Genomic DNA, 25,784 nt, shown 5'->3' on the forward strand with positions numbered 1-25,784 from the left:
AAGCGGCCCTCGGTCTATATACTATGGTTCGGTATTGCCGGGCCCGGCGCCGCACTTCGCGACCGATGCTCCGCGCCGCGCGCAAGCACGCCGCAGCCGCGTTAAGAGCGCCCTCGAGTAGTAGCCGGCGCAGTGCCCATAGCGCGCGCACCGTGATGAGCACCAGCGCAAAGACCCCTGTCCAGCCGTCCAACCGGTGGGAATGCCAGTGATGGTAGTACCGGTAATAGGGGTAGACCACGGGCCTGATGAGATAGATGGAGCACGCGGCATAAAACCACGCAACTAACTGGCCCCAGACCGCTTGATGACCTCGGTGTCTCGGGTTCAACTTCGGCGCGCTCGCCTGGCCTGAAGGGAGATGATCTGTTCTGGTCGTTCATGGGCTTACCCTCTTGGTCGATCTGATCTGCACGACATTCGCGTCGTCCTGCGCCGGCACCAGCGACACGACAGCTTTGCGCGCCATGTCTTCCAGCCCGTCCACGATCCACCGGCCATAATGGCGCTCGATCATGGCGACCGAAGTGTCGTGCAGCGCCGCGACCAGCCTGATGGGCAGGTTGGCCCTGATGCCGCGCACGATCGAACTGTGGCGCAGGCTGTACATGATCACAGCGGGCATGCCGGCCCGCTCCCTGATCGCATTCCACGCCTGCGCAACATCTGACGACGTCTGCCACGGGCCACGCCCGGCCCGCTCCCATTTGATGCCGCCGGAAGGCTGCCGATACTGCCAGCGCTCCAGCAGCGGTGTGTCGGGGGCTCGGCCTGTCACGATCGGGCGCAAAGCGTCGATCACGGCAGCTTCGACGGGCACGGCGATGCTGCCGCTTTTGCCTTTCCCCTTGCGACTGGACGGCACCATCAACCGCCCTTCCTTCAGCTGGGCGTCGCGTACCCGCATTCTGCTAACTTGGCTGAAACGTGCGCCCGTGGCGTTCACCACCAGCACCAACCGATAGAGGTCGCCGTCCCAGCCGAACTCGTCGTCGACCTCCCGCGCCGCCACGAGCAGCCGCACGACCTGGCTGTCGGTCAAAATCTGGTTTTCCCGCGCGACATCGGTGCTTTCATCGGCATCGACTTTGGAGCGCAACGGCGCATTAACGATCAGCGCAGCCGGCAAGTGTTTGCGTTCGCTGTGCAGCGCGGCCTTCAGATCGTTCACCAGCCGTTGCTTGGTCGTCTCCTTGAGCGTAGCAGGCAGGCCAGCGCGCCATGCCTTGAGGTCGTCGTCAGTCAGCTTGGCCATGGCTATGCCCGCCAGCGGCGCGGCCGGGACGGCTTCCGAGCGACCCCGCTTGCCCTGCCCCAGGACGTATCGATGCAACCGCCGGCTTGCGTCGGAGCGAACCGCACGCCCTCTGCGGCGGGTGTCGCGGTCGTCACGCTCTGCAACGTATGCGGTCACGACGTCGGCGACGGTGAGCGGCGCCTCGGCCGGCGGCGTCTCGACGGCGGCAGCGAACGCCCGCGCCGCGTTCTGTGCCTGCCAGAAATCGAGGATCGCCACGCCGTCTGCGTCGCGAGCGTCGTCGGCGATGCCAATCTTCTGCACGAGGTAGTTCTGGTCGCCGGTGTACATCCGTGCGACCCAGACGCCGGCGTTCTTACCCTTCCGATAGCCGACATGCAGCCCGGCGCCGATGGCCTTGAAGTAGGGCTTGCCGCGCGCCTTCAATTTGTCGCGTGCTGTCCTGCTTTCCAGATGCGTATCACGTACTCGCTTGGCCATTGCCGTGCTCCCTTGTCCAACTGTTTGTCCAATATACGTACGTGAACATGGATATACAAGCGCGAACGCAGATGCACAAAAGCCAAGGGTTTCCGGGCTTTCGTTGGATAAGGCTGGACGTAGCTGGATTGACTATAAGCCCTTTGAAGGCGTGAATCGTGGTTCGAGCCCATGAGCGGGAACCAGCATCGCCCGCGCCGGGCGATCGGCAAGGATGGTCGGGCGGACTAGAGAACCCTATAACGACCAGAAGTGACGGAGGACGACATGGCCGACGACAAATCCAAGACCAAGCAAGATCGCAAGCTGGTTTCCAGCGAGGAGCCTTACGAAGTTGCGGCTTTTGCGAAAAAATACGGCATACCGCCGAGCGAGGCCGCGACCATCATCAAGCGGTACGGGCCTTCGAGGAAGAAGCTCGACGCGCATATGGCGAGCCGCAACGCCTGATCCGCATCCGGCGGCGTCGCGGACCAAAGGAACCTCGCATTCCAAGGGGCCGATCGGTGCCGTGGCCCGCCTCACAGTGAACCTGTGAACGCTGCCATGCGGCCTGATCCGGACCGTCCGGCCGGCATGACCATGCCGCCTGTTTTCGGCCTGCTATTGCCATCGACCGGATTCAACGTCAGGTTTCAACAACGCAACACCTCGTTTACTCCGAGACGCTACCAGTCCGGCGAAGATTCGTTGGGGAGGCCGGATGTCGGACCGTGCATTGCGCTTTGAATGTGTCATGGAGCCAAGCGGCCGGTGGATGGTCTGGGACACCAGGATCGATCAGCCGGCCCAGTTTTCGGCGCTTGCGCTGATCGGCCTGTGTCGCGACGAGGCGGTTTCGCTCTGCAACCTTCTGAACGAGACAGGCTCCGAGACAGGCTTGACCGATAGCCGACAGAGCCGGGCCTCCTGATGCCGCCAGCGCGAGCCCGAGGTGGCTGGCGCTCCGAACCGCCGAGGAGCTTCGGATCACAGGCAGATGTCGCTCACCCTGCCCACTCGCCGTTTGCCCGCGGGACCGGGAATTTGCCTTGCCAAACAAAGATGCTACATTAGCTGACTAATCGATTCACAGTCGACGAGCCGGCATGGCCAAGAAGAAATCAAAACCGGAACCGTCCGGCATTTCCGCGGTCTCCGCGGCGGAAGCCTATGAGGCGACCTACTTTGCCCGGAAATGCGGGCTGACGCGGGACGAAGCGTTGAAGATCATGCGCGAGGCCCAGGGTTGGGCGAGCACGACGACGTCATCCGGCGGTGAGCGGAAGAGCTAGTTGCGCAAGGGGCGTCAAGGCAACGGCCCGCCGGCTCGATCTCGGAGCCCGGATTTATAGCTGTTGCGATCACTTTAGCTTAAGCGCATATTTCGTCAGCCAGTGAACTACCCAAGCCGGTCAGGCTCGGCGCCAGTTCCCTCTCGATCCCTTGACGCCGAGCCGCTGGGATCGGCAGCCCTGGAGGCGAACCATGCCCATGTATCTCTCACGTTTCAGCTATACGCCCGAGACTTGGGCGCGCCTGATCGAAAACCCCGAGGATAGACGCGAGGCGGCTCGCACCTACATCGAGTCGGTGGGGGGGAAGCTGCACGGGTTCTGGTACGCCTTCGGAGAGCACGATGGCTGGAATCTGTGGGAGGCGCCAGACAACGTTTCGATGGCATCTGTCGCGCTTGCCATCGGTGCGGGAGGAGCACTCAGCTCGTACGAGACCACCGTTCTCCTAAGCGTCGAAGAGACGATGCAAGCCCTTGGTAAGGCGCAGTCAATTCGGTATCGCCCGCCGGGAAAGCCCTGACCAGCTCGCGCGAGCGCTGGAACTGACGCAATCCGATCGTGCGCGTGACTGATCGCTGGCCGTCTTTGCAGCGCATCCGGCCGGCGAATGCTACGCTTGCCATCCCACCGGCGAAGCGGCTTGCGCGCTCGCCCGCGTCACGATCGCTTCCAGCGGCTCCGGCTGGTGCAGCAGAAACCCCTGGCCGAAGGCAACGCCCATATCCCTCAGGACGTCGAGCGCATCCTGCTCTTCGATCTTCTCCGCCACCACGGAGCAGCCGAGGCTTCTGGCGATGCCGGATATGGCCGAGACGATCTCGCGATCGAAGCGGCTTTGCGCGATATGCTCGATGAAGGAACCGTCGATCTTGATCGCATCGACGGGAAAGCGCCGGAGATATTCGAACGAGCTCATTCCCGCCCCGAAATCGTCAAGGCTAACGCGGCAGCGCCGCTCGCGCGCCTTGCGGACGAACTGTTCGGCAGCAGTGAAATTGGTGACCGCGGCGGTTTCCGTGATCTCGAAGCCGATGCCGGAATGCGGCGCCCCGGTCCCATCGATGACGGCGTCGACGAAATCCCAGAGCTGCGGGTCGCTCAGCGTCTGCGCCGACAGGTTGAAGCCGAGCGTGAGCGCCCCTGACTTCAGCGCCGGACCATGAAACGAAAGCGCCGTCCTGATGATCCAGCGATCGAGCCGCGAGGCAATGCCAAACCGTTCCGCCGCCGGGATGAACTCGCCCGGCGGGATCAGCCGGCCGTTGCGTCCGACCAGCCGCGCCAGAACCTCCACATGGCGGCTCTCCTCCCAGGGTTTTCCGAGCCGATGGATTTCCTGGCCGAACAGTTTCAGCCTTCCGTCTTCCATGGCATCGACGGTGTCGGCCGCCAGCCGCGCCGCATTGAGGCCGCCGGAACCGGATGCCGTCTCGGGGGAAAACACCGCGAAGCGGTTGCGCCCGGCGGCCTTGGCCGCATAGCAGGCGTCGTCGGCGCAGGCGAGTGCGTCGGCCACCGTGATGTTCCGGTCGGCGACATGGGCGATGCCGATACTGGCCGCGAGCTTGCGCGACGTAGCCGCCGAGCCGGGTTCGGCGTCGCGAACCGCCGCGAGAACGGCGCCGGCCAGCTCCTCGGCTTGGCGTGCGTCGCAATCGGGCGCCAGCAGCGCGAACTCGTCGCCGCCGAGCCGCGCGGCATGCGCCGACGGCGGCAGACAGCTCGAAATGCCCTCGGCGACGCTTTTCAGCGCGAGGTCGCCGGCGGCGTGGCCGGCGAAATCGTTCAAGGCCTTGAAGTAGTCGAGATCGACGTAGAAGACCGCAAGCGGGCGTGCCGTTGCGATATGCTTGGCCAGCAACCGGTCGAATGCGGCGCGGTTCAAAAGACCGGTCAGCGCGTCGTAATGGGCCGCGTGGGCAAGCTCCTGCTCGCGTTGCTTCGCCTCGGTGACGTCGCGCACCGTGCCCAGGATCTGGCCTGACGATTGAGCGTCGGCGATGAAGCGCAGCAGCGATTCGACGTGCCGGACCTCGCCGTCCCGCTTGACGATCCGGTATTGCACGGCGACGACCTTTTGCGTTTGCAACGGCGCCATGTGGACCCGCTCGGCGTCGTCCTTGTCGTCCGGATGCAGATAACTGTGCCAGAGGTCGTGCGGCACCTCGTCGGTATCGGCGACAAGCCCGAAGATCTCCCTGGTGCGCTCGTCCCAGTAGCTTTTGCGTGTCGCCAGATCGTGATGCCAGATACCGGTGCCGCTGGCCGCCAACGCCAGGCGAAAGCGCACATTCACCTGTTCGAGCTCGTGTTCGGCTTGCTTCTGCTTGGTGATGTCGGTCTGGACGCCCATCAGCCGGACGGCCTTGCCTTCCGCGTCGCGCTCGACCACCCCGCCGCGATCGAGAACCCATACCCAATGGCCGGATTTGTGCTTCAGCCTGAGCTCGGTCTCGATCGAATTGGTCAGGCCGGCAATGTGGCGTTCGCCGCTGGCCATCGCCCGTTCGCGATCGTCGGGATGCGTCAGCTGCAGCCAGAGATCGCTTGTCTTGACAAGCTCGCCCTCGCCATAGCCGAGCATTTGCGACCACATTGCCGAGTAAAAACAGTCTCCGCTACGCAGATCCCAGTCCCACACGCCAAGATGCGCGCGTTCGAGCGCAAGCTCCCAGAACTCTCCGTCGCGATTCTTCTTCTCAGCCATGCCCTGGCCTTGCCTGCTTTGCCGCGGCAAATGTGCGGCAAAGCAAAGAAGAAATCGTTACTGCACCAATGAGCGAGCGAAGGGCCCCATAAGAGCATCACGACGGGCAATTGCTTCACCGATGACAGTCCCTTTGGCCCCGGCCGGTCACTGCAACGAGGGATGCGGAGGCCATCTGACCCATCGCCGACACGATACCCCGCGAACTGCCGCGTTCGACCCTGTGACAGGCCTGATCCCGCCTGGATCAGGCCTTGCTGGATCACGCCTTGGCCCTGAAGCGCGCCGCTTCTTCCGAACCGCTTGTGGCGTCGCCCGCGCTATAGGAATGAGCGCCGGCGCCGGCCAGCTTGCCGCCATCGACGATCAGATAGTCCTCGCGGATCGGCCGGCCTTCGAACCAGCATTCCAGGATTTCGCGCGTGCCTGCCGCGTAGCGCGCTTGGGCGGAAAGCGACGATCCCGAAATATGCGGCGTCATGCCGTGATGCGGCATCGATCGCCACGGATGGTCCTTGGGGGCCGGCTGCGGGAACCAGACGTCGCCGGCATAGCCCGCGAGCTGGCCACTCTCCAGCGCGCGGGCGACGGCGTCGCGATTGCAGATCTTGCCGCGCGCCGTATTCACCAGGTAGGCGCCGCGTTTCATCCTGGCGATCATCGCCTCGTCGAACAGGTTCTCCGTCTCCGGATGCAGAGGTGCGTTAATCGTCACCACGTCGCAGATGCCGACCATCGATGCCGCGTCTGAGTGGAAGGTTACGCCAAGGTCCTTCTCGACCGTCTCGGGCAGGCGGTGGCGGTCGGTGTAGTGCAGCTTGACGTCGAACGGCCGCAGCCGGCGCAGCACCGCGCTGCCAATCCGGCCGGCGCCGACGGTTCCGATCTGCATCCCCTCGACATCGTAGGAGCGCGCGACACAGTCGGCGATGTTCCAGCCGCCCTTGATGACCCATTGGTAGGAGGGGATATAGTTTCGCACCAGCGCCAGGATCATCATCACCACATGCTCGGACACGCTGATCGAGTTGCAGTAGGTCACCTCGGCGACGGTGATGCCGCGGTCCATCGCGGCCTGCAGATCGACATGGTCGGAGCCGATGCCGGCGGTGATCGCAAGCTTCAATTTGTTTGCCTTGGCTATTCGTTCCCTGGTCAGATATGCTGGCCAGAACGGCTGCGAGATGACGATTTCGGCGTCACCGAGTTCGCGTTCGAAAGTGCTGTCGGGACCGTCCTTGTCCGCGGTCACGACTAGGCTGTGCCCGGCGCTTTCGAGAAATGGCCTCAGGCCGAGCTCGCCCGACACGCTGCCGAGCAGGACCCCCGGTTCGAAGTCGATGGCCTTCGGCTTGGGAAGTGTCTGGCCGCCGGGATAGCGGTCGAGCTTCGGCAGCCCGTCCCGGGCATAATTTGACGGGTAACCGTCGACCGGATCGTCATAGAGGACGCAAACGACCTTTGCCATTTCGATCTCCCTTCGTCTGACAACGATGAGGAAGACGCTCGATTGTCGGCGCCGCCCAAAAAAACGGACGGCGGCTATTCTGGTTTGTCGGAGGCCAGCAACTCCTGGCGCTTCCTCGTTTCGAAAGTTGCGCGCTATGGCGAACTAGATGGAGGAGCCGAACGTGGTTTCAAGGCCAGCGGCAGGCAACGGCGCCGCGTTCATCGTCGGATCTTGAGCGTACGAACGACGTCGGATCCGCCATAGCAGCGATGGCCGCGACGGCGTCACCCGCAAAGCCTCACTTCTTGCCCTGCGGGTAGATCGTTTCGCCGCGCTTCAGCATCTCGACGAACGCCGCGATCTTCTTCCTGCGGCCGGCCTCGGTCTTCATGTTGTGGGTGCGGAAGGCGAGCGCGAAACGGCTCTGCGCGCTGAGCGTTGCCAGCATCGCCTTGGCCCTGGGCTCGGCGTCTATTGCCGCCTGCAAATCCCCTGGGATCTTCATATCCTTGCCGCTTCCATAGGCGCGCGCCCAGCGGCCGTCGGCCTTCGCCGCATCGACCTGTTTAAGTCCGTGCCCGGTCATCCGGCCCTCCTCGATCAGCCGGGCGACGTTGTCTACATTGATCTGGCTCCAGATGCTCTTCCTGCCGCGCGGCGTGTAGCGCTGCAGGTAGCTCGTGTCGTCGAGCCCCTTGCGCACGGCATCGATCCAGCCCCAGCACAGCACGACGTCGATGGCCTCCTTGGGCGTGATCGACGGCAGCCCCGAACCGACCTTGTGAATCTTGATCCAGACCTCGTTTTCCCGGTCGTGGTGCTTGCCGAGCCATGTGTAGAAGCTTTCGGCATCGCAGAACTCGCGCACCTTGGCGGGGTCGACCTCGACCGGCGCCATCAGCGGGCCTGCCTTTTTGCGCGGATAACGCCGAGCGCCCGCCGATCGGATGTCTCAGTCATCGTTCCTCCCTCTGCGCCCCCGCCATCCGCCTGGATGAAGCAACGGCGGGGAAGCGTCAACAGATGGCTGTAGCTGCCAGTCCGCCCCCTCTGTCCGGCAGGACAGAGGAGGGTGCTGTCCCGCGGCGCCCATGGCGGTTCTTCCCGTCGTACTGTAGGAATCCGGCAGACCCGGCCATCGCGAACGGCGGGCTTCAAACTGGGGGATGTTGCCATGCGAGCGATGCTGTTCGGCTTGATGCTGGCGCCAACCGCTGCCCTGGCGGAACCGATCGAAACCCAGAAGATCATCACGGCGGCCACCGGCGACTGGAACGGCGACGGCGCCACCGATCTGGCGATGATCGTCGAGACCGAGCCCAGCGAACCCATGGACATCCATTTCTTTCTCAGGGACCGCGAGCATAACTTTCTGCGGCCTGCGGGCATCGTGCGAGAGCAGATCACCGGCGAGTGGAACGGCTACGACCGGCCGGGCTACGAGGCCTCCGACACCGAGCCGGAGCTGACCGCGCTGCCGAACGGCTCGATCAAGCTATACTTGCCGGCAATGCCGGTCGGCAGCAAACGGACCAACCAGACTCTGACGCTCGCATACCGCAACGACGCCTTCATCGTCGCCGGCTTTGCCTATGACTATCACGATTATCTTGAGCACAATGTCGCAAGCGACTGCAACTACAATGTTTTGACCGGCAAGGGCGAAAGCAGCAGGAAGCGGCCGGACGGCACCACCGAGCAGAAGATCGTCTCGGTCGAAGGCAAGATCATCCCGTTCGCGGAGTGGAACCCCGGAACCGGCTTCAGCGCCTGCGGGGAGTGAGGCACCCCCCTTCTCCCACAAGGGGAAGGAGGAGCCTCACTGCAGCTGCGGTTTCTTGAGAAAGCTGTTGCGGTCGGCCGACTTCACCCGCAGCCAGGTCTCGCGGCCGTCGCGCACCACCCGCAACGGGATCTCGGCGCCCGCCGGATTCTGCCACAGCTTGCGGTAGAAATCGGCCAGTCCGTCGACTTCGCCGTCGCGCACATCCGAGATGATGTCGCCCTGGCGCAGGCCGGCTTCGGCGGCTGGGCTGCCTTCGGCGACGCTCATCACCACGACCTCGCCATTGCTCTCGGCGGAGAAGGCGCCGAGCCACGGGCGCGGCCGCCTGGCGACCTGGCCGCGCGTCAGGAGGTCGTCGAGGATAGGCGGCAGAAGGTCGATCGGCACCACCATGTTGATGTCGGCGACCTCGCCGGCGCGGCTCATCTGCAGGCGCAGCGAGCCGATGCCGAGCAGCCTGCCGTCCTGTCCGATGAGGGCCGCGCCGCCCCATGACGGATGGGCCGGCGCGGTGAAGATCGCCTCGTCCAGCAGATACTCCCAATAGCCGGCGAATTCCTGCTTGGTGACGATGTGCGCCCTGACCGATTGGCCGATGCCGTCGGCGAGCACCACGGGGTCGCCGGCCATTGCCTTGGCCGCGTCGCCGAAAGCCATCGCGGGCAGGCCGAGCGGAGCCAGCGCCTGCACCAGGCCGAAGCCCGATTCCTGGTCGTAGGCGAGCGCGTGCGCGGGAACGACGTGCCCGTTGTGATCGGTCAGCCAGACTTCCTCCGCCTCGGTGATGAGATAGCCGATGGTGAGCACCAGCCCGTCGTCGCGAATGACCACGCCGCTGCCTTCCCGGCTCGTACCCAGCGCGTTCGCGGTGAAGGCGTCGTCGGGGATCGAGGCGCGCACCGCCACGATGGACCGCAAAATCGTATCGATGGTCATGCTTTCAATCCTGCAAATTCATGAGCGGCGCCAAAGGCCCGATGTCTTCTATAGGTATGGCGCACCTGACGAGGCGCAAGGGCCGAGGCAGCGCCGACATCGACGATAGTTCAACACAAGTTGAACTTTCTGCGGCCCGCACTACCTGTACCCCGCACGACCCGTAGCTATAAATGATCCTGTCCCATGCAAACCCTCGCCGCTATCGCGCAAGCTGATCCTCCCCAAGACCCTCCCGCTCACATCAAGAGGCCTCCCGAAATGAACCAATACACACCGCCGAAAGTCTGGACCTGGAACAAGGCAAATGGCGGCACCTTCGCCAGCATCAACCGCCCGGTATCGGGCCCGACGCATGACAAGGAACTGCCGGTCGGCAAGCATCCGCTGCAGCTCTATTCGCTGGCGACGCCGAACGGCGTCAAGGTGACGATCATGCTGGAGGAGCTGCTGGCGCTCGGCCATAAAGGCGCCGAATACGACGCCTGGCTGATCAGGATCAACGACGGCGACCAGTTCGGCAGCGGCTTCGTCGAGGTCAATCCCAACTCCAAGATCCCGGCGCTGATGGACCGCAGCGGACCAAAGCCGATCCGGATCTTCGAATCCGGCTCGATCCTGGTGCATCTGGCCGAAAAATTCGGTGAATTCCTGCCGACTGAGCAGCCGGCGCGCGCGGAAACCCTGTCATGGCTGTTCTGGCAGGTGGGCTCGGCGCCCTACCTCGGCGGCGGCTTCGGCCATTTTTACGCCTACGCGCCGGAAAAGATCGAATATGCCATCGACCGCTTCGCCATGGAAACCAAGCGCCAGATGGACGTGCTCGACCGGCGCCTGGCGACAAGCGAATATCTCGGCGGCGACGCCTACACCATTGCCGACATGGCCGTGTGGCCCTGGTATGGCGGGCTGGCCAAGGGCCGCATGTATAACGACGCCGGCGAGTTCCTGTCGGTGCAGGAATACAGACACGTGCAGCGCTGGGCCGACGCGATCGACGCACGGCCAGCGGTGCAGCGCGGGCGCATGGTCAACCGCGCCTTCGGCGAACCCGCGATGCAGCTGCACGAGCGCCACGACGCCAGCGACTTCGACACCAAGACGCAGGACAAGCTGGCGGCGGAGTGAGCTGAGCGGATGACGCGTGGCGCCGGAGGGGTTCCGGCGCCTACGCTTCCGGGGAGCGCATGTTCAGACGGCTCGAGGATTTGCGCCGCATCGCCATCCGCACCTGACGATCGTTCACAACGCCTTCCTCATCCGCAATAGCGGCACCTCCGCTCCGCCTCTGGCGTCGACGACGTCCTCGACCACTTGATAGCCGCAGGCTCGATAGAGGAGTTCGCCGGCCATCGTAGCCATGAGCTCGACATGGGTGAAGCCCTCGGCGCGGGCGGCATCCTCGCAGAGCGTGAGAATCAGGCGTCCTACCCCTCGGCGGGTGAAGCTTGGATTCGTATACATGGCACGCACGCGGGCGGCGTCGTGCGCGGGGTCGAGCAGCGCCGCATCGCGCCCAGGTGAACGGTCGCCTCCATAGAGGGTTGCCCGCCGACTCCATCCACCGCAGCCTGCCAAGACGCCATTCTGCTCCACGACAAAATAGGTTCCATCGTCGATGAGCTGCGTATCCAGCCCCATGATTGCTCTGCTCGAGGCAATCTGTTCCTGCCTGAGGAAAGACTTCTGAAGTTCGCCGATGGCTGCATTCATCAGTACAGCCAGCGCCGGCATATCGGCACGTGTCGCCACCCGATGGTCTAAGTTGATCCCCGGCATTGTCCGGCAGGTCCAGTGCTAAGCGCTATAGGGTTAGCACCAAGCCGGAGCGGTAGGAAGAAACACACCTGTGGCATGGCCGGCAATTCTCGAAGCGAAAGACCGCTCGGTCCATCGAATGTCAGCCTCGCGAAGACCAGCCGGCGGCGCGGCGATCCGGAATCGTCGATCGCCATGGCCTTCATTTGATCGGCCTGTTCATCCGATCGGCCCCTCTTCATTCGATGGACCCCCCTCTTCATTTGGTCGGAGTGACGAGCACTCGTCTCGCTCCGGCCAGGTCGCACAATCGGCGATTTCGGGCCGACCTCGTGCCCGCCCTTCCCGCCCCGCGGGCCCGTCAAGCCTGGTGCACGAGCGCCACGATTGCCGCGAGATCGGAACGCAAGCCGGCGCCTTGGAGCCCGATCGAGGCAGAGGGGCTTTCCATCGTCCGGCGTCGGGATTGCACAAGCCGCAGGCAGGCTTCCGCGCTGCCTAATTCCAAGCTTATGCAGCGGGGGTATATATTAGTTGGCTAAAATAACGGAACGTCCAATGCACATTCCCAGAACCGAACATGTCCGGCTTGACCGATGATCATGATCTGGGCCGGACACCGCCTCGACGCCCTGGCCGAACAGCACTCACGGACCGCGGACTTGTCTCTGCGTCTTCCACCCCGGCTCCATAGATCAGCCGGATGACGAGCACGAAATATCCGATCTGCAGGACGATCAAGCTAAGGATCGTCCAGGCCAGCGCCGTCCAGATCGAACCCGTTGTCAAAAAAGTCGAGAGCGCCACGATGGATGACGCGGTGGTCATTCCCACCAGGAACTGTGGAAAATTCATCTTCTTCTCGGCCGTCCCGGAACTGATGACAGCCGAGACGACTTCCCTACCCATTTACCCCACACCAACGGTTTCACCCTTTTGATGGTTGCGCAAGTGCCAAATGGATTAGAGGTATACGCGTGCTTAATGCACCTTCTGATTGAGCGACTCCCGGCTGCGCTGGCCCGCTCAAAAAGAGGGGCTACTGCGGAAAGGCGCGATGGAAATTTGTTGCGCGCCGAGAGGCCCGGGCGCAACGCAAGCCCTGCGTGCTGAAAAAGAATATCACTCCAGGAAGGAATGAGGCCCGAGGGAATGACGCGGTGCTCAAGGGCTGTGGTGCTTGGCGGATTGTGGTGGTGGCTGAGGTAGCGGCGTATGGAGCATGGTCAACCGCACCTTCGGGCGAGCCCTCATACAGCGATCGAAGAAAAATTCACCGAGAGACACCCTGCTGGGATCACCGCCAGAAGACGTGGTACCTCTTCGCGACAGCGCCAAAAAAGGCGAAACAATGGCCGAATAAGGGCTTCGCAACGCGCGCGTGTGTGGTACAGATGAAATGTGGGTGGGTGATTCGCCGGTTTAGGCGGTCCGCCCGCGCGTCTTCTCCGGCATTTTGAATGGAGGATGCATGCGACATCACCTTCTCTGCCTTGCCGGTTCTTTAGCCGCTTCAGCGCTGCTCGTACCCCCGGCTCTTGCTCAGACAGACACCACCCAGTTCAACGTCCAGATCACGATCAGCGCCGAATGTCAGATCAATTCGGCGACCGATCTGAATTTCGGCTCGTCGGGCGTGATCGACACCGCGGTCGCGGCATCGAGCGCCATCGCCGTTCAGTGCACCAATGGAACGGATTACGACATTGGGCTCGATACCGGACAAGGTACTGGCGCCACCGTTGCTGATCGGTTGATGACCGGGCCGAATTCGGAAACGGTGACCTATTCCCTCTATACCGATACAGGTCATACCGATGTTTGGGGCGACACGATCGGAACCGACACCGTAGCGGGCACAGGCACCGGCGCCGAGCAAACCTATAGCGTCTATGGTCAGGTGCCAACGCAGGACACCCCTACCGCCGGCACCTATGCCGACGTCATCACGGTGACCTTGACCTATTAAGGTCACGCCACACCAGGGAGAGAGGGGAAATGCGGTCACTCGCCCTCATAGTCGCATGTCTTGCAGCCATCCTTGAATTTGCCGGCTCTTCGCAAGCCGCGTCGCTGCGCGTCGCACCCGTCGTGCTCGACCTCAGGGCGCCGACGGCGGCGTCCACGATCCGAATTTGGAACGACGCGCGCCGACCGATCAATGTGCAGGTCCGTGTCTTACGCTGGACCCAGCAAAACGGGGAGGACACCTATGAGGCGACAAACGATGTGGTCGCCAGTCCGCCGATCACGACGCTTCGACCCGGGGGCGAAAATCTGGTCCGGATTGTCCGAACCTCGAAACGGCCCGTCAACGGGGAAGAGAGCTACCGGCTGGTCGTCGACGAACTGCCGGACCCGTCCCGCCGCGTCGCTGGAACGGTCGTTCTGGTGGTGCGCCATTCCATACCCGTTTTCTTCGCCACGACCGACGCCTCCGGGGCGTCTCCGTCGTGGAGCGTCCAGCAAAGGCGCGGTGGTTATCTCGTGACCGTCCGCAACCGGGGATCGATGCGGCTCAAGATATCGAACCTCGCCTTGAGCAGCGGCGGTAAGGCCGTTGCGCGCCGCGAGGGGCTGGTCGGCTATGCACTCGGGAACTCTACTGCGAAGTGGTTTGTGCCGGCCACCGGCCGCGGCCGGCTGTCCGGTGGTTCGGTGGCGATCTCAGCGGACAGCGAAGCAGGACGTTTTGATGCTACCGCACGCCTTACGGGCGGCTAGTGCTTCATTTTTGATGTCGATTGGGCTCGTCGCGCTGCACGGCTCAAAAGTCTTCGCTGAATCGATCCCGTCGGCAGCAGGCGTCGGTGCAGCGGCAACACCCGTCAGCGCCTCTCGCGACCTTCAACTGGAGGTGTTCATCAACGGCACGTCGACCGACCTGATTGCGGCGTTTCGGCAGGATGCCGATGGAACCCTGGCAATCGAACCGGACCAGTTGCGCAATGTCGGCATCAAACCCGACGAAGAAGCCATCCGACCGGATGGGTTGGTCGATATAGCCAAGCTTCCCCGCGTTTCCGCCGAATTCGACGAGACCGCCCAGACCATCCATTTCACCGTCGAATATGACGCGCGTTCCGCGCGCGTCATCGATGCCCATGAGCGAGATCGGGACGAAACACCCACCGCGGACCCTCAAAGCAGCCTCGGCGCGCTCATGAACTACACGCTGTTCGCCAGCACCGGAGGTGACGGCGTCGATGACATGTGGGCCTTCGAAGGCGCATCGGGATGGTTCGAAGGCCGTGTATTCAGTCCGTTCGGCGTCCTGGCAAGCTCCTACATTGCCAGCAGTTCGCCGGACGAACCCTATGGCTCGACCCGACTCGACACGACGTGGTCCTATTCGAGCCCCAAATGGCTGACCACGTTCCGCGCCGGCGACGTCATTACGGGCGGGTTGAGCTGGACCCGGCCAACACGCCTGGGCGGGGTGCAGATCCAGCGCAACTTCGGCCTGAGGCCGGACCTTGTGACAATGCCTCTGCCCGAGCTCTCCGGCTCCGCGGCCGTTCCGTCGACGGTCGATATCTATGTCAACAATGCCCGGCGCCTGTCGCAGCAGGTTCCGACCGGCCCGTTCCAGATCACCAATCTGCCGGTGGTGACGGGAAGCGGAACGGCGCGTGTCGTGGTGCGCGACGCTCTCGGACGCGAGACGGTTTCCGAAACGCCCTTTTTCGCGTCATCCGACCTATTGGCGTCGGGGTTTTGGGACTATTCGGCCGAAGCAGGCTTTGCCCGCCGGTTCTACGGCGTCGAATCCGGCGACTATGACGGGCGCTTCATGGCCTCGGGCACGCTTCGCTACGGATTGACCGACTGGCTGACCTTCGAGGGCCATGCCGAAGGCGGCGGCGGCCTTGTGAACGGCGGTGCGGGAGCGGTGTTCGGGCTCGGCCAATACGGAGTGGGATCATTCGCCGCTGCCGCGAGCAGCTACGGCGGGCAGACGGGGTTTCAGGTGGCGGGCGGTATCGAGCTTCAGCTTTGGGACATTCATTTTTTTGCGCGAACGCAGCGCACGTTCGGAGACTACAACGACATTGCCGCGGTAACCGTCGATCCTCTGCCGCCGCTGTTGCCCGACGATGACTTCCACAGCGCCGCGCCGCCGCGCGTGCTCGACCAGGTTTCCGTCTCGGTGCCCCTGAAGTTCGACCCATCGTCGCTCAATTTCAGCTACACGCAGCTCAAGACGGCCGAAGGTGAAAAATCCCGGATCCTCGGGCTCTCCCTCAACCGCCCCTTCGGCAACGGCGCATCATTTTTTGCAACCGCCTTCACGGACCTCGAGGACGAGGATTCGTTCGGCGCGTTCGCCGGGATTTCGATCCCGCTCGGCAACGATATCTATGCTTCGGCGGGCGTTTCCTCCGATTCCGATGGGACGGCGGTGACGGCGGACCTGGTCAAGTCGGAAAACGCCGAGATCGGCAGCGTCGGCTGGCGGCTCCGCGACACGGAAGGCGCTTACAGGGACCGTGCGGCATCCGTCAGCTATCGCGCGCCTTTTGCCCGCTTCGAGGCCGGTGTCCAGCAATACGAAGATCAATTTCGCGCAACGGCCCAGGCAGATGGTTCCGTCGTCTTCGCCGGCCGCGACGTTTTCTTTTCCAACCGCATCGATGACGCCTTCACCGTTGTCGACGCCGGTGTTCCCGATATTGACGTTCAATATGAGAACCGGCCGGCCGGCCGCACCAACCGCAGGGGCAAGCTCCTGGTGCCGGATCTGCGCTCCTACGAGCCGAACCAGATCACCATCGACCCAACGAACCTGCCGGTCGATGCAACGGTCGCCGGCACCCGCGAGGTCACCGTTCCGGCTGACCGCAGCGGCACCGTGGTCAAGTTCGATGTCGAGGCCGGTGCCCAGAACGCGCTTGTCACGCTCCGCGACGAGAGCGGCGAATTCCTGGAGACAGGTGCGGCCGGACAGGTGGAAGAAGGAGACTCGGAAGGCTTTGTCGTGGGCTATGAGGGGCAGGCCTACATTACGGGACTCGGTCCGCAAAACCGCATCGTGGTGGATCAGCCGACCCGCGGCCGCTGCGCAGCCGAGTTTGATTTCGAACCGCGCGAGGGCGAGCAGGTGGCGATCCCCAATGCGGTCTGCCGTCCAATCGAATGAGCCAGTTGAATGAGCCAGTTGAATGAGGAAGTCATGCCACGTCTGATCCTGCTGGCCTGCTTCCTGCTTGTGTCCGCGCAGGCGCAAGCCCAGAGCTGTTCCTTCAGCGTCTCCAATGCCAACTTCGGCAGTGTCGACACCTTGTCCGGCGCTGCGGCCGATACAACGGCGACCGTCAATATCAGCTGCAACGCAGGGCTGACCGGCCTGAATTTCCGCGTCTGCCTGAACCTCAACGCCGGAACGGGCGGCGCCACGTCCGGCATCCGCCACATGCGCAATGCCACCAATGCGGCCCTGAACTACAATTTCTACCAGGAGGCGGCGCGCACCACGCCGTGGGGCTCGCGAGAGCAGCCTGACCTTGGCAGTCCGGTGGCCGTGAACCTGACCGCCTTGCCGCTCACCACCGCGATGGCGACGCGGACGATCTATGCGCGCGTCTTCGGCAGCCAGCAAAGCGCGACGGCTGACCTCTACACATCGACCTTCTCCGGGAGCCAGGTGAACTTCAACTGGACCACTTACCTGCTGACTGCTCCCGCCTGCGGCTCAGTCACGCAGAACCCGACCCAGCCCAGCTTCACGGCGCAGGCCAACGTCGTCAACAACTGCAACGTGACAGCGCAGAACATCGATTTCGGCAGCCACGGGGTGCTCGACGCGGCAGCCGATGCGGCCGGCGGCATCGACGTTACCTGCACCCCGGGCACCACCTACAATGTCGGCTTGAACAACGGGCTAAGCGGCACCAGTCCGACGGCACGGCGCATGACGCTCGGCGGCCAGGCCGTGACCTACGGCCTCTACAAGGATGCCGCGCGCAGTCAGCCCTGGGGTGGAACCATCGGCGCCGACACCGTTGCAGGCACCGGCGCGGGCGCGACGCAGAACCTGCCGGTCTATGGCCGCGTGCCGGCGCAATCGACGCCGTCCCCAGGCACCTACACTGACACCGTGGTGGTCACGGTCACCTATTGACTTGATGCCCGAAATCGTCGGTCGAGGCTTGTCACAGCCCAGCGCACGCGCGCCAGCATCGGCCATCACATCGAAAGCCCGCGGCCAGAAAGACGCGATGGAAATTTGTTGCGCGCCGGGCGCGCCGGGCGCAACGTAGGCGTCGCGGGCTGACATAAAATAAGAATATCAGTCCACGGGAGAAATGGGGGGATGGCATGGCGCTCAAGGTAATCGGCGCGGGATTCGGGCGGACGGGCACGTGGTCGACCTTTGCCGCGCTGAACAGGCTCGGCTTTCCCTGCTATCACATGCAGGAAGTGATCCTCAACAAGGCCAACAAGGGCCATCTCGACTTCTGGCGCAAGGTGGCGAACAGCCCGCCGGGAACACGGCACGACTGGAAACGGGTGTTTGCCAACTACACCGCGACGGTCGACAATCCCGGCTGCTGCGTGTGGAGGGAACTGCTGGCCGAATACCCTGATGCCAAGGTGCTGCTGACGCTTCACCCGCGCGGCGCCGAAGGCTGGTACGACAGCACGATCGACACGATCTACTTCACCGAGAATGTCTGGCAGTTCAAGATCCTGGAGTGGCTGACGCCGTTCGGCCGAAAATTCGGCGACATGTCGCGCAAGCTGATCTGGGGCCGTGTGCTGGCCGGCGTGATGGACGACCGCGAGCGGGCGATCGCGCGCTACAACGCTTACACCGAGGAGGTGAAGGCAGCCGTGCCGCCGGAAAAGCTTCTGGTGTTCACGGTGACCGAAGGCTGGGGGCCGCTGTGCCGTTTTCTCGGCGTGGCGGAACCGCAGGAGCCGTTCCCGAATCTCAATGACCGGGAAAGCGTCAAGAAGGTGATCCGCGACGTCATCAAGGGATCGTACATCATGCTCGGGCTGTCGATCGCGGGGGTGGTGGCGGTGCTGGGTGGGCTTTGGTGGTGGCTGCGGTAGTGGTGGCGGCAAGCAAAGACCGGCCCTCTGACAGCGGTTGCAGCTCAGGCGACAGCCTTGGAGATGCCGGCGGGACAGCGCCCCCCTCTGGCCTGCCCTCTTTACCAAAAAACACGGCATCTCCCCCACGAGGGGGGAGATCGGATGTCTCGCCGGCTTTCGCCAATCTGCAACGGTGCAAGAGGGCGCGAGGCGCCGAAGCTGCCGATCTCCCCCCTCGTGGGGGAGATGTCCGGCAGGACAGAGGGGGGCGCGAAGGATCGCAGCGGGGGCGAGAAACCCGAGCCTTGCGAGTTCAGGCCGACATGGCCAATGGCCTTGCGCTCTTGTTGGGGATCTGGATGTCGATCTCCAGCGTCGACATCGTCTCGCCGCGATCCATCGAGACCTGCAGATAATCCTGGTCGATCTGCACATGTTTGGCGATGACGGCCATGATCTCCTCGCGCAGCACCGAGACGAGATCGGGCTGGCTGCGGTTGCGGCGCTCATAGGCGAGCAGCACCTGCAGCCGCTCGCGCGCCACCGGCGCGCTGCCGCGCCGCTTGAAGAGGTCGAACAGGTTCATGCTGCCCTCCTTCCAAAAAGCCGGTCGAGAAAGCCCTTGCGCTCGAACGGCACGACCACCGGCAGCTCTTCGCCCTCGAGCCGTTTGGCCGCCTCGATATAGGCGCGGGCGGCGGAATTGGTGGGATCGCTGAGCGTCACCGGCGAGCCGAGGTTGGAGGCCTTGAGCACGTCCTGGCTCTCGGGAATGATGCCGAGCAGCGGCGTCGACAGGATCTCCAGCACGTCGTCGATCGAGAGCATTTCGCCGCGCGCCGCGCGCGCCGCGTCGTAGCGGGTCACCAGCACATGCTTGGCGATCTGCTCGCCCTGCTCGGCCTTTACGGTCCTGGCGTCGAGCAGGCCGATGATGCGATCGGAATCGCGCACCGAGCTGACTTCCGGGTTGGTGACGATGACCGCCTCGTCGGCAAAGCGCATCGCGAGCTGCGCGCCGCGCTCGATGCCGGCCGGGCTGTCGCAGAAGACATAGTCGAACACCGAACGCAGCTTATCGATCACCTCGCCGACGCCCTCCTCGGTCAGCGCATCCTTGTCGCGCGTCTGCGAGGCCGGCAGCAGGAACAGCGTCTCGACCCGCTTGTCGCGGATCAGCGCCTGCGACAGCTTGGCCGTTCCCTGGATGACGTTGACCAGGTCGAACACCACCCGCCGCTCGGCGCCCATGATCAGGTCGAGGTTCCTCAAGCCGACGTCGAAGTCGACCAGGGCCACCTTCTTGCCGGTTCTCGCTACCGCGGCGCCAAGGGCGGCCGTCGAGGTCGTCTTGCCGACGCCCCCCTTGCCCGAGGTGACCACCACTACCTTGCCCATGAATATGCCTCCATTATTGTTGTTGAGCGGCTGTTGTCAGTTGAACGGCGCGATGCGCAGCGTGTCTTTTTCGAGAAAGGCCTGGACCGCTTTTCCACGCAAGGACGGCTCCATCTCCTCGGCGGTGCAATACCAGCCGTCGACCGACAAAAGCTCGGCCTCGTTTTTGCGGCAGAAGATGCGCGCCGCCGAATGGCCGAGCACGCCGGCCGAAGCGCGCCCGCGCAGCGTGCCGTAGACGTGGATGGAGCCGGCGGCGACGATCTCGGACCCGGAGGCGACGGAGCCCAGCACGATGACATCGCCATGCGCGTGGAAGACCGACTGGCCCGAGCGGATCGGCGTCTTGACCATAAGCGTGGCCGGCGCTTCCGGCGGCCTGTCTTCTGGCTGCTTGCCCGGTTCCGCCCTGCCCGCCTCTTCGGGCTTGCCCGTCTCTTCTGGCCTGCTTGCCTCTTCCGGCCTGCCCTTGCCGTCGGCCTGCATGAGCAGCCCGGCGGTAGCCTCCTTGGCGCCGATCAGCACCGGCGGCAGATTGGGCGCAAGCGCCGTGGTTCCATCGAGCTCGATGGCATAGATGCGGATGCCGCGCAGGCCAAGCTCGGCGACCAGCGTTTCGATCCCGCCGATATCGGGCTTCAATATGTTGAGATTGAGCACCACCGGCCGGCCGGCAAAATAGCCCGGCGAATTGCCGATCCAGCGATCGAGGCTCTCCAGCCACTCCGAAAGCGGCGCCTCCGGCGTCAGCGTGAAGGCGACGAACGAGCGGGCACGAAAGCGAATGGATTTGGCCTCGAGGGGGGCGGCAAAGGTCACTGGCGGCGAATCCTTACTGAGTGGTTAAACGCTAGGCCAGGCATGGTTAACGAAAGGTTAATGGAGGGGTGTTCGCAACATTCGGAAACGTCATTACTGACAGGCCCGGCCGTGTCAGCAGCCAGCCGGACAGCGCTGGAAATTGCCTGCCTTTTCCCACAAGATGCCTGAACATCGCTGGGGCTCGACATGTGCAACCTCTACAACATCACGACGTCGCAGGAGGCCATCCGCCAGTGGACCCGCGCCTTGCGCGACATCCTTGGCAATCTCGAGCCCTCCATCGACATCTACCCCAACCAGCCCGGCCCGGTGGTGCGCAACGCGCCGGACGGGACGCGCGAACTGGCCAATCTGCTGTGGGGCATGCCGACGCCGATTGAGCGGGTGAAGGGCAAGGCCGACTACGGCACCACCAACATCCGCAACCCGCAATACGGCCATTGGCAGCAATATCTCGGCGTCGAGAACCGCTGCGTCGTGCCGCTCACCAGCTTCGCCGAGCCCAGCCCGACGCCCGGCGACAAGGATCCGGATACCGGTATCCAGAGGAACTACTGGTTCGCGCTGAACGAGGAGCGGCCGCTTTTCTTCTTCGCCGGCCTGTGGACGCGTTGGCAAGGCGTTCGCAAGGTCAAGGACGGCCCCGGCGACTTCGAGCTCTACGGTTTTCTGACCACCAAGCCGAACGCCCTGATCGCGCCGATCCACGAGAAGGCCATGCCCGTCATCCTGACCACGCCGGAGGAAACCGAGACCTGGCTGACCGCGCCGTGGTCGGAGGCGAGGCACCTGCAACGAACGGCACCGGACGACGCGCTGGTGATCGTCGAGAAGCCGGCGACGCAGATCAAGTTTCCGCCGCAGGCGCCGGCGCAAGGCTCGCTGTTCTAGACTTTGAATTTCTGAAGCGTCCAGATGTAGCCCTTCAGTGGCCGGTCCTGGTCGATGAATTGGGTGCGGACGGTAGTGTCCTTTCGGCTGCATCGTTTGCACCTGAACCTGATGGCTTCCAGCGGCTTATTCCAGCCCACCACCTGAGCGACATCATTCGCCCTGAAGCGGCCGACATGGTAGCAGTGGCCGCACTCGACGATCAGCAGCATATTGGACTTCGCGGCACGTCCAACGCTGTCCATCGGCCCGGCCATGGCTCATTTCCGGCTGGAATAATCCTCGGGCAGCGGCAACAGGCCAAGCCCGGCCGCGCGGAAATCGGGCTCCTTCTCCGCCACGCTGGCCATCACGGCATGCAGCTTGTCGACCAGCCCGCTCAGCTGCCAGAACAGTTCGCCATTTGCTTTCAGGTGCAGCTGCGCCGAAAGCACTGTTCCGCGCAGGCGCAGCGCATCGCTGATGATCGCCTCCGCGTCGCGCGCGAACAAGCGATCATAGCGGCTGTTTCGTCTGCCCATCGCGGCTCTCCTCAGTTTGCGAGCAACCGCCCACCTGCTGACAAATAGGAAGGCATTCCTCGCCGAGTCAATTCGCCCTTGACATTTTTGTTCCCTATTTGTTCACTATAGCCTAATGAACCATTTGGAGGTCACCACCATGGATCACATTGTGACGCTGGACAGCCGCCAGGAGGCCACCCTGCAGGCGATCGCCGACAAATTCATTGCCCAGCACAAGGGCGATGCGGTGAAGGCGCTGAAGGAGATGATCGTGCTGAATGGGCATCTGCAGGAGCGGCTGGATGCGATGGAGGGCCGGCGCCGGGCGACGCTAAACGCTCAGAGATGACGGTAGCGGGACGCGTGTTTAATTGTGAATCGTGCCGTTCGAAGATCGGCTTTGCGTCATGAGCGGCCATTCCCTTTTCGATCGCAAACGACCGGAGTCGACCCGTTGCAGACTTCGACAGTGTGTGTGCTGAACGGGTTGTCGTTAGCGGCAGACCGTCGCCACCGATCTTATGGCGGCAAACCTGCTTCCCTTAGCAAGCGGCCAAGCTCCCGAGCCTTCTCAGGATCGCGGTAACACTCGCGGCTGGTGAAGTTGGAGGCCGTTAGAGCTGCCTCGCCGCCGACAGCTTCCCTGACCATCCGGCCGGCTTCGTCGGATCGATCGAGCGCCAAGAGCGCGGCCGCCCGATAGAGGCGCGATCGAGTGGTCTGAAACGTGAGTTTGCAGAGGGATTCAATAGCCTCGGCATAGCGGCCCAGCGCATAAAGAGCCACGCCCCGTTCCTCGACGCACCACACAGGAAGGAACGGGTCGAGCATCTCGGCTTCGTCGAGCAAGGACAATGAACGCTCTGCTTCGCCCACAGAGGTAAAGACCGCGGCGCATCTTGCCTTGATGTAGGCATCCGTCGGGTTCAATTCCATTGCTCTGCGGCTGTGCGCCAGGGCCTCGTCGAAGTTGCCATCCATAAGTTCAAACGCGCCCATGATCCGGTTTGCCTCGGCATCGCAGGGGTCAAGCTCGAGCGCGCGGCAAATGTCCCGTCGACCTTGCTCGGGGTCGAAACCCGGCAACCCTGACGCTGCGCAGACCCTCCACGCATAGGCGGCCGCGTAGTGCGGATCGGCCTCGATCGCCTTTGAAAGCCAGCCGACGGCCTGGCGGGCATTGTCGTCGGTGACGCCGCCCAGGCGGTGATGATCGAGCCCGCGCAAGAGGCAGTCGAAGGCGGTCATGTTTTCTGGCGGCTTTCGGCGCGCCGCCACCATGGCTGCGTCCTCCATCCGTCCGGATACCGTCGCGGCGATCCTCGCGACGGTTCCATCAACCAAAGCGAGGATTTCCTCGAATGGACGCTGGATCTTGTCGCTCCAGACCACCGTCCCCTGGTCGGTTTCCGACAGCGTGAGGCTGATCGAAACCCGCTCTCCGATCTTGCGCACCTGTCCCTCAAGCACATATCGAACGCCCAGAGCCTCGCCGACCCTCACCGGATCCGGGTGGGCGTCCGCAACCGCGAAGCTCGCACTGCGCGAACTGACCGAAAGACGCCGAAACCGCCCCAGTTCGACAATAAGCTCCTCGGTGAGGCCCTCGGCGAGATAGCGCTGGTTCTCGTCGTCGCCCGATACCCGGAAAGGGAGCACCGCGACCGATGCCGGCCGCCGTTCCGTCGTGATGACCAGTTGCGTCGGCGCCGACTGCAGCCGATGCGCTCCGATCTCGCCGCGGACCCGATAGAGGTGCACCGATTCCGTAATGTTCTTGAACGCCCGCTCGCCCATATCGTCGAATATGAACGCAGAATTGCGGCGGACATGATCGAAGAGCGCACCGCTCACATAGATCGAGTCTGGTTCGGCTGCCGCCTGTATGCGCGCCGCGAGGTTGACGCCGTCTCCGACCAGATCATCGCCCTGCACCATGACATCCGCGATATGGAGACCGAACCGCATCCTGAAAGGTTCGGTGTCGGGCTCTCGTGCGCCTGCAAGCGCGCCGCGGATCTCGAATGCACTGCGCACGGCGTTTACGGCGCTCGGAAATTCGGCGAGGGCCCCGTCGCCCGTCGTCTTGAAAACCCGGCCGTCGAGCAGATCGACCTTTTCCGAAATGAGGGCCTGACAGCTGGCCAAGCGTTCGGCGGTTTGCTCCTCGGCTCGCTCCATCATTCCGGAATAGCCGACGATATCGCCTACCATCAGGGCGGCCATTCTGCGCTTCATGGGCGAAACTCCTTCAGGGGGCGACCAATCATCACCCCAGCAGGCGGTGCCGTCGTCGCGGACGCGGCGGTCTGGGAGTGTAGCGCATTGCAAAGCCGGCCGCATCGGGAAACGCGCCCTGCGAACGTCTCGAGGAGATCGCCAAACCTTTAAACGCTGAGACGATGGGCGTTTGTGTGAAGCCGGGTTCGCACCCTTTTCGCGACCTTCAGGTGGAATGAGGCGATGACCGGAATGGGTGGCCGTTCACGGATATCCCATTTCTCTGCATGTCGTGGCTTGAACAAAGACAGTCGCTAATCAGGGCGAATACAGCTACTCACATCTCCACCCATCTTCCACTGCCACGCTATCACCCTACCCTCGCGACAACAGTCTAGGGCTTCGGCATGGCGACCACCGCCTTGGTGGGTCGCTCCAACGTCACGAAGTCGGCGCCGTCCGGCAGGTCCAGCACGCGCTGACCAGCGCTTCCCTATTCACACTGCCTGCGCGGGCCGCCGGAGTAAGGCTGGTAGCTGTTGTCTTCCGGCCGATACGAGCGGTAGCGGCTGAAGCAATATTGCACGTGGTCGGGCGAACCCCAGGCGCCGCCGGTTTCATCCGACGCGACGTCGCCATCCATTGGCCACGCGTCGTTCGCCTCGACATAGCTGGCGTCGTCGGCGGGGAGCGGCGAGGTGCGCCCGGTCGCACCGGCCTGGAAGTAGGGCGAGACGCAGGGGCGCTGTTGTCCGCTGTAGGATGTGTAGTGGTCGTCGTCTGGCCTGTAGGAGCGGTAATGGCTTGCGCACCATTCCACATGGGCGGCAGGCACCGCCTGCTGCTCGTCCGCCGGCGGCTGGATAGAGCCGGTAACGGTGGTGTCGGGCGCCCAAGCTGCGGTATCGGCAGGTTTCGAGCTGCGATCAACCGGGCGGGCGGGAAGGCGCTCAAGGCGCTGCGATGCAGGGTTCACCTGCCGCGGTTCCCTTGTCCACAGCTCGGCGACGCTGGAGGCCGGGGCGACCTGGCGTACCGGCTTGGCGGTAAGAAGCCAGGTGGCGAAGGCCAGTCCGCTGGCAAATACGGCGAGTGTCAGCCCGAAGCCGCCAAGTACCGCCACTAAAGCTTTCACCTTGCGCTCCTTTGCCCCGTCATCTCTAAAATGCGAGGCATTGGATCCGGTTCCAACGTGAGCCCGGCGTGCTAGGCACTCGGACAGGCGCGGGGCTTGGGCGTAGTCGACCCAGGCGGACA

At 63.5% G+C, this 25,784-nt stretch carries 27 protein-coding genes; 14 read left to right on the plus strand and 13 right to left on the minus strand.

Annotated elements, in window-relative coordinates; translation table 11 throughout:
• Positions 1-379: 379 nt before the first annotated feature.
• A complete protein-coding gene (locus IQ26_RS16375; protein ID WP_322791157.1) occupies positions 380-1,684 on the minus strand; it encodes a tyrosine-type recombinase/integrase in 1,305 nt (434 codons plus the stop codon).
• A 321-nt stretch (positions 1,685-2,005) separates the two neighbouring features.
• On the opposite strand from IQ26_RS16375, the gene IQ26_RS16380 reads away from it, so the two are divergent.
• From IQ26_RS16380 to IQ26_RS16395, 4 genes are all read left to right on the plus strand, one after another.
• On the plus strand, positions 2,006-2,188 hold the full coding sequence (locus IQ26_RS16380; RefSeq protein ID WP_126043107.1) for a DUF3606 domain-containing protein: 183 nt from the start codon (positions 2,006-2,008) through the stop codon (positions 2,186-2,188).
• 253 nt (positions 2,189-2,441) lie between these two features.
• Complete coding sequence (locus IQ26_RS16385) at positions 2,442-2,651, plus strand: hypothetical protein (protein ID WP_145719026.1); 210 nt, start codon at positions 2,442-2,444, stop codon at positions 2,649-2,651.
• Positions 2,652-2,826: 175 nt separating this feature from the next.
• Positions 2,827-3,012 (plus strand): hypothetical protein, encoded by a 186-nt coding sequence (locus IQ26_RS16390; RefSeq protein WP_145719028.1) that lies wholly within the window; start codon positions 2,827-2,829, stop codon positions 3,010-3,012.
• A gap of 193 nt (positions 3,013-3,205) precedes the next feature.
• Positions 3,206-3,535, plus strand: coding sequence for a GYD domain-containing protein (locus IQ26_RS16395; RefSeq protein WP_145719030.1), 330 nt, complete (start codon positions 3,206-3,208; stop codon positions 3,533-3,535).
• Positions 3,536-3,625: 90 nt separating this feature from the next.
• Here the strand turns inward: IQ26_RS16395 and IQ26_RS16400 are convergent, their stop codons facing one another.
• From IQ26_RS16400 to IQ26_RS16410, 3 genes are all read right to left on the minus strand, one after another.
• Positions 3,626-5,722: an EAL domain-containing protein gene (locus IQ26_RS16400; protein WP_145719032.1), complete on the minus strand. Its 2,097-nt coding sequence runs from the start codon at positions 5,720-5,722 to the stop codon at positions 3,626-3,628.
• 262 nt (positions 5,723-5,984) lie between these two features.
• Positions 5,985-7,190: an NAD-dependent formate dehydrogenase gene (locus IQ26_RS16405; RefSeq protein ID WP_162457973.1), complete on the minus strand. Its 1,206-nt coding sequence runs from the start codon at positions 7,188-7,190 to the stop codon at positions 5,985-5,987.
• Positions 7,191-7,470: 280 nt separating this feature from the next.
• Positions 7,471-8,070 (minus strand): YdeI/OmpD-associated family protein, encoded by a 600-nt coding sequence (locus tag IQ26_RS16410; RefSeq protein WP_145719037.1) that lies wholly within the window; start codon positions 8,068-8,070, stop codon positions 7,471-7,473.
• 276 nt (positions 8,071-8,346) lie between these two features.
• Between IQ26_RS16410 and IQ26_RS16415 the strand changes: the two genes are divergently transcribed.
• Positions 8,347-8,955, plus strand: a complete 609-nt coding sequence (locus IQ26_RS16415) for a hypothetical protein (RefSeq protein ID WP_145719039.1) — start codon at positions 8,347-8,349, stop codon at positions 8,953-8,955.
• A 36-nt stretch (positions 8,956-8,991) separates the two neighbouring features.
• On the opposite strand, the gene IQ26_RS16420 is transcribed toward IQ26_RS16415, so the two are convergent.
• Positions 8,992-9,894 carry a S1C family serine protease gene (locus tag IQ26_RS16420; RefSeq protein ID WP_145719043.1) on the minus strand — a complete coding sequence of 301 codons (903 nt, stop codon included), beginning with the start codon at positions 9,892-9,894 and terminating at the stop codon, positions 8,992-8,994.
• A 261-nt stretch (positions 9,895-10,155) separates the two neighbouring features.
• Between IQ26_RS16420 and yghU the strand changes: the two genes are divergently transcribed.
• Complete coding sequence (gene yghU / locus IQ26_RS16425) at positions 10,156-11,022, plus strand: glutathione-dependent disulfide-bond oxidoreductase (RefSeq protein WP_145719045.1); 867 nt, start codon at positions 10,156-10,158, stop codon at positions 11,020-11,022.
• Positions 11,023-11,136: 114 nt separating this feature from the next.
• Here the strand turns inward: yghU and IQ26_RS16430 are convergent, their stop codons facing one another.
• Positions 11,137-11,673, minus strand: a complete 537-nt coding sequence (locus tag IQ26_RS16430; protein ID WP_145719047.1) for a GNAT family N-acetyltransferase — start codon at positions 11,671-11,673, stop codon at positions 11,137-11,139.
• A gap of 682 nt (positions 11,674-12,355) precedes the next feature.
• Here IQ26_RS16430 and IQ26_RS40370 point away from each other — a divergent pair.
• The 6 genes from IQ26_RS40370 (at position 12,356) to IQ26_RS16460 (ending at position 18,711) form a co-directional block, all read left to right on the plus strand.
• Complete coding sequence (locus IQ26_RS40370; RefSeq protein ID WP_240547140.1) at positions 12,356-12,592, plus strand: hypothetical protein; 237 nt, start codon at positions 12,356-12,358, stop codon at positions 12,590-12,592.
• Positions 12,593-13,123: 531 nt separating this feature from the next.
• Positions 13,124-13,621 (plus strand): Csu type fimbrial protein, encoded by a 498-nt coding sequence (locus tag IQ26_RS16440; protein WP_145719051.1) that lies wholly within the window; start codon positions 13,124-13,126, stop codon positions 13,619-13,621.
• Between the two features lie 29 nt (positions 13,622-13,650).
• Positions 13,651-14,376, plus strand: coding sequence for a fimbrial biogenesis chaperone (locus tag IQ26_RS16445; protein ID WP_145719056.1), 726 nt, complete (start codon positions 13,651-13,653; stop codon positions 14,374-14,376).
• Positions 14,377-14,389: 13 nt separating this feature from the next.
• Positions 14,390-16,792: a fimbria/pilus outer membrane usher protein gene (locus tag IQ26_RS16450; RefSeq protein WP_240547141.1), complete on the plus strand. Its 2,403-nt coding sequence runs from the start codon at positions 14,390-14,392 to the stop codon at positions 16,790-16,792.
• A gap of 33 nt (positions 16,793-16,825) precedes the next feature.
• Entirely contained in the window at positions 16,826-17,773 is a 948-nt protein-coding gene (locus IQ26_RS16455; protein WP_145719213.1) for a Csu type fimbrial protein, read from the plus strand.
• Positions 17,774-17,970: 197 nt separating this feature from the next.
• Entirely contained in the window at positions 17,971-18,711 is a 741-nt protein-coding gene (locus IQ26_RS16460; RefSeq protein WP_145719060.1) for a sulfotransferase family protein, read from the plus strand.
• A gap of 295 nt (positions 18,712-19,006) precedes the next feature.
• Here IQ26_RS16460 and minE read toward each other — a convergent pair whose 3' ends face one another.
• From minE to minC, 3 genes are read right to left on the minus strand one after another with little or no spacing between them, the layout of a single operon-like run.
• Entirely contained in the window at positions 19,007-19,279 is a 273-nt protein-coding gene (gene minE / locus IQ26_RS16465) for a cell division topological specificity factor MinE (RefSeq protein ID WP_145719063.1), read from the minus strand.
• On the minus strand, positions 19,276-20,091 hold the full coding sequence (minD, locus tag IQ26_RS16470; protein ID WP_145719066.1) for a septum site-determining protein MinD: 816 nt from the start codon (positions 20,089-20,091) through the stop codon (positions 19,276-19,278). The genes minE and minD overlap by 4 nt, the downstream gene beginning before the upstream one ends.
• A 36-nt stretch (positions 20,092-20,127) precedes the next feature.
• Positions 20,128-20,910, minus strand: coding sequence for a septum site-determining protein MinC (gene minC / locus IQ26_RS16475; RefSeq protein WP_145719068.1), 783 nt, complete (start codon positions 20,908-20,910; stop codon positions 20,128-20,130).
• 189 nt (positions 20,911-21,099) lie between these two features.
• Between minC and IQ26_RS16480 the strand changes: the two genes are divergently transcribed.
• Positions 21,100-21,804, plus strand: coding sequence for an SOS response-associated peptidase (locus IQ26_RS16480; RefSeq protein ID WP_145719070.1), 705 nt, complete (start codon positions 21,100-21,102; stop codon positions 21,802-21,804).
• Here IQ26_RS16480 and IQ26_RS16485 read toward each other — a convergent pair.
• Both IQ26_RS16485 and IQ26_RS16490 read right to left on the minus strand, forming a co-directional pair.
• Entirely contained in the window at positions 21,801-22,061 is a 261-nt protein-coding gene (locus IQ26_RS16485; RefSeq protein WP_145719072.1) for a hypothetical protein, read from the minus strand. The two genes, IQ26_RS16480 and IQ26_RS16485, sit on opposite strands and share 4 nt — an antisense overlap.
• Before the next feature lie 3 nt (positions 22,062-22,064).
• A complete protein-coding gene (locus tag IQ26_RS16490; RefSeq protein WP_145719074.1) occupies positions 22,065-22,325 on the minus strand; it encodes a hypothetical protein in 261 nt (86 codons plus the stop codon).
• A 139-nt stretch (positions 22,326-22,464) separates the two neighbouring features.
• Between IQ26_RS16490 and IQ26_RS39460 the strand changes: the two genes are divergently transcribed.
• Positions 22,465-22,656 carry a hypothetical protein gene (locus IQ26_RS39460; protein ID WP_162457969.1) on the plus strand — a complete coding sequence of 64 codons (192 nt, stop codon included), beginning with the start codon at positions 22,465-22,467 and terminating at the stop codon, positions 22,654-22,656.
• Positions 22,657-22,826: 170 nt separating this feature from the next.
• On the opposite strand, the gene IQ26_RS16500 is transcribed toward IQ26_RS39460, so the two are convergent.
• Both IQ26_RS16500 and IQ26_RS16505 read right to left on the minus strand, forming a co-directional pair.
• Positions 22,827-24,545 (minus strand): adenylate/guanylate cyclase domain-containing protein, encoded by a 1,719-nt coding sequence (locus tag IQ26_RS16500; protein ID WP_162457974.1) that lies wholly within the window; start codon positions 24,543-24,545, stop codon positions 22,827-22,829.
• A gap of 475 nt (positions 24,546-25,020) precedes the next feature.
• Positions 25,021-25,662, minus strand: a complete 642-nt coding sequence (locus tag IQ26_RS16505; protein ID WP_145719077.1) for a BA14K family protein — start codon at positions 25,660-25,662, stop codon at positions 25,021-25,023.
• Between the last annotated feature and the right edge of the window lie 122 nt (positions 25,663-25,784).

Source organism: Mesorhizobium tianshanense (assembly GCF_007830515.1).
GTDB classification, from domain to species: Bacteria; Pseudomonadota; Alphaproteobacteria; order Rhizobiales; family Rhizobiaceae; genus Mesorhizobium; species Mesorhizobium tianshanense.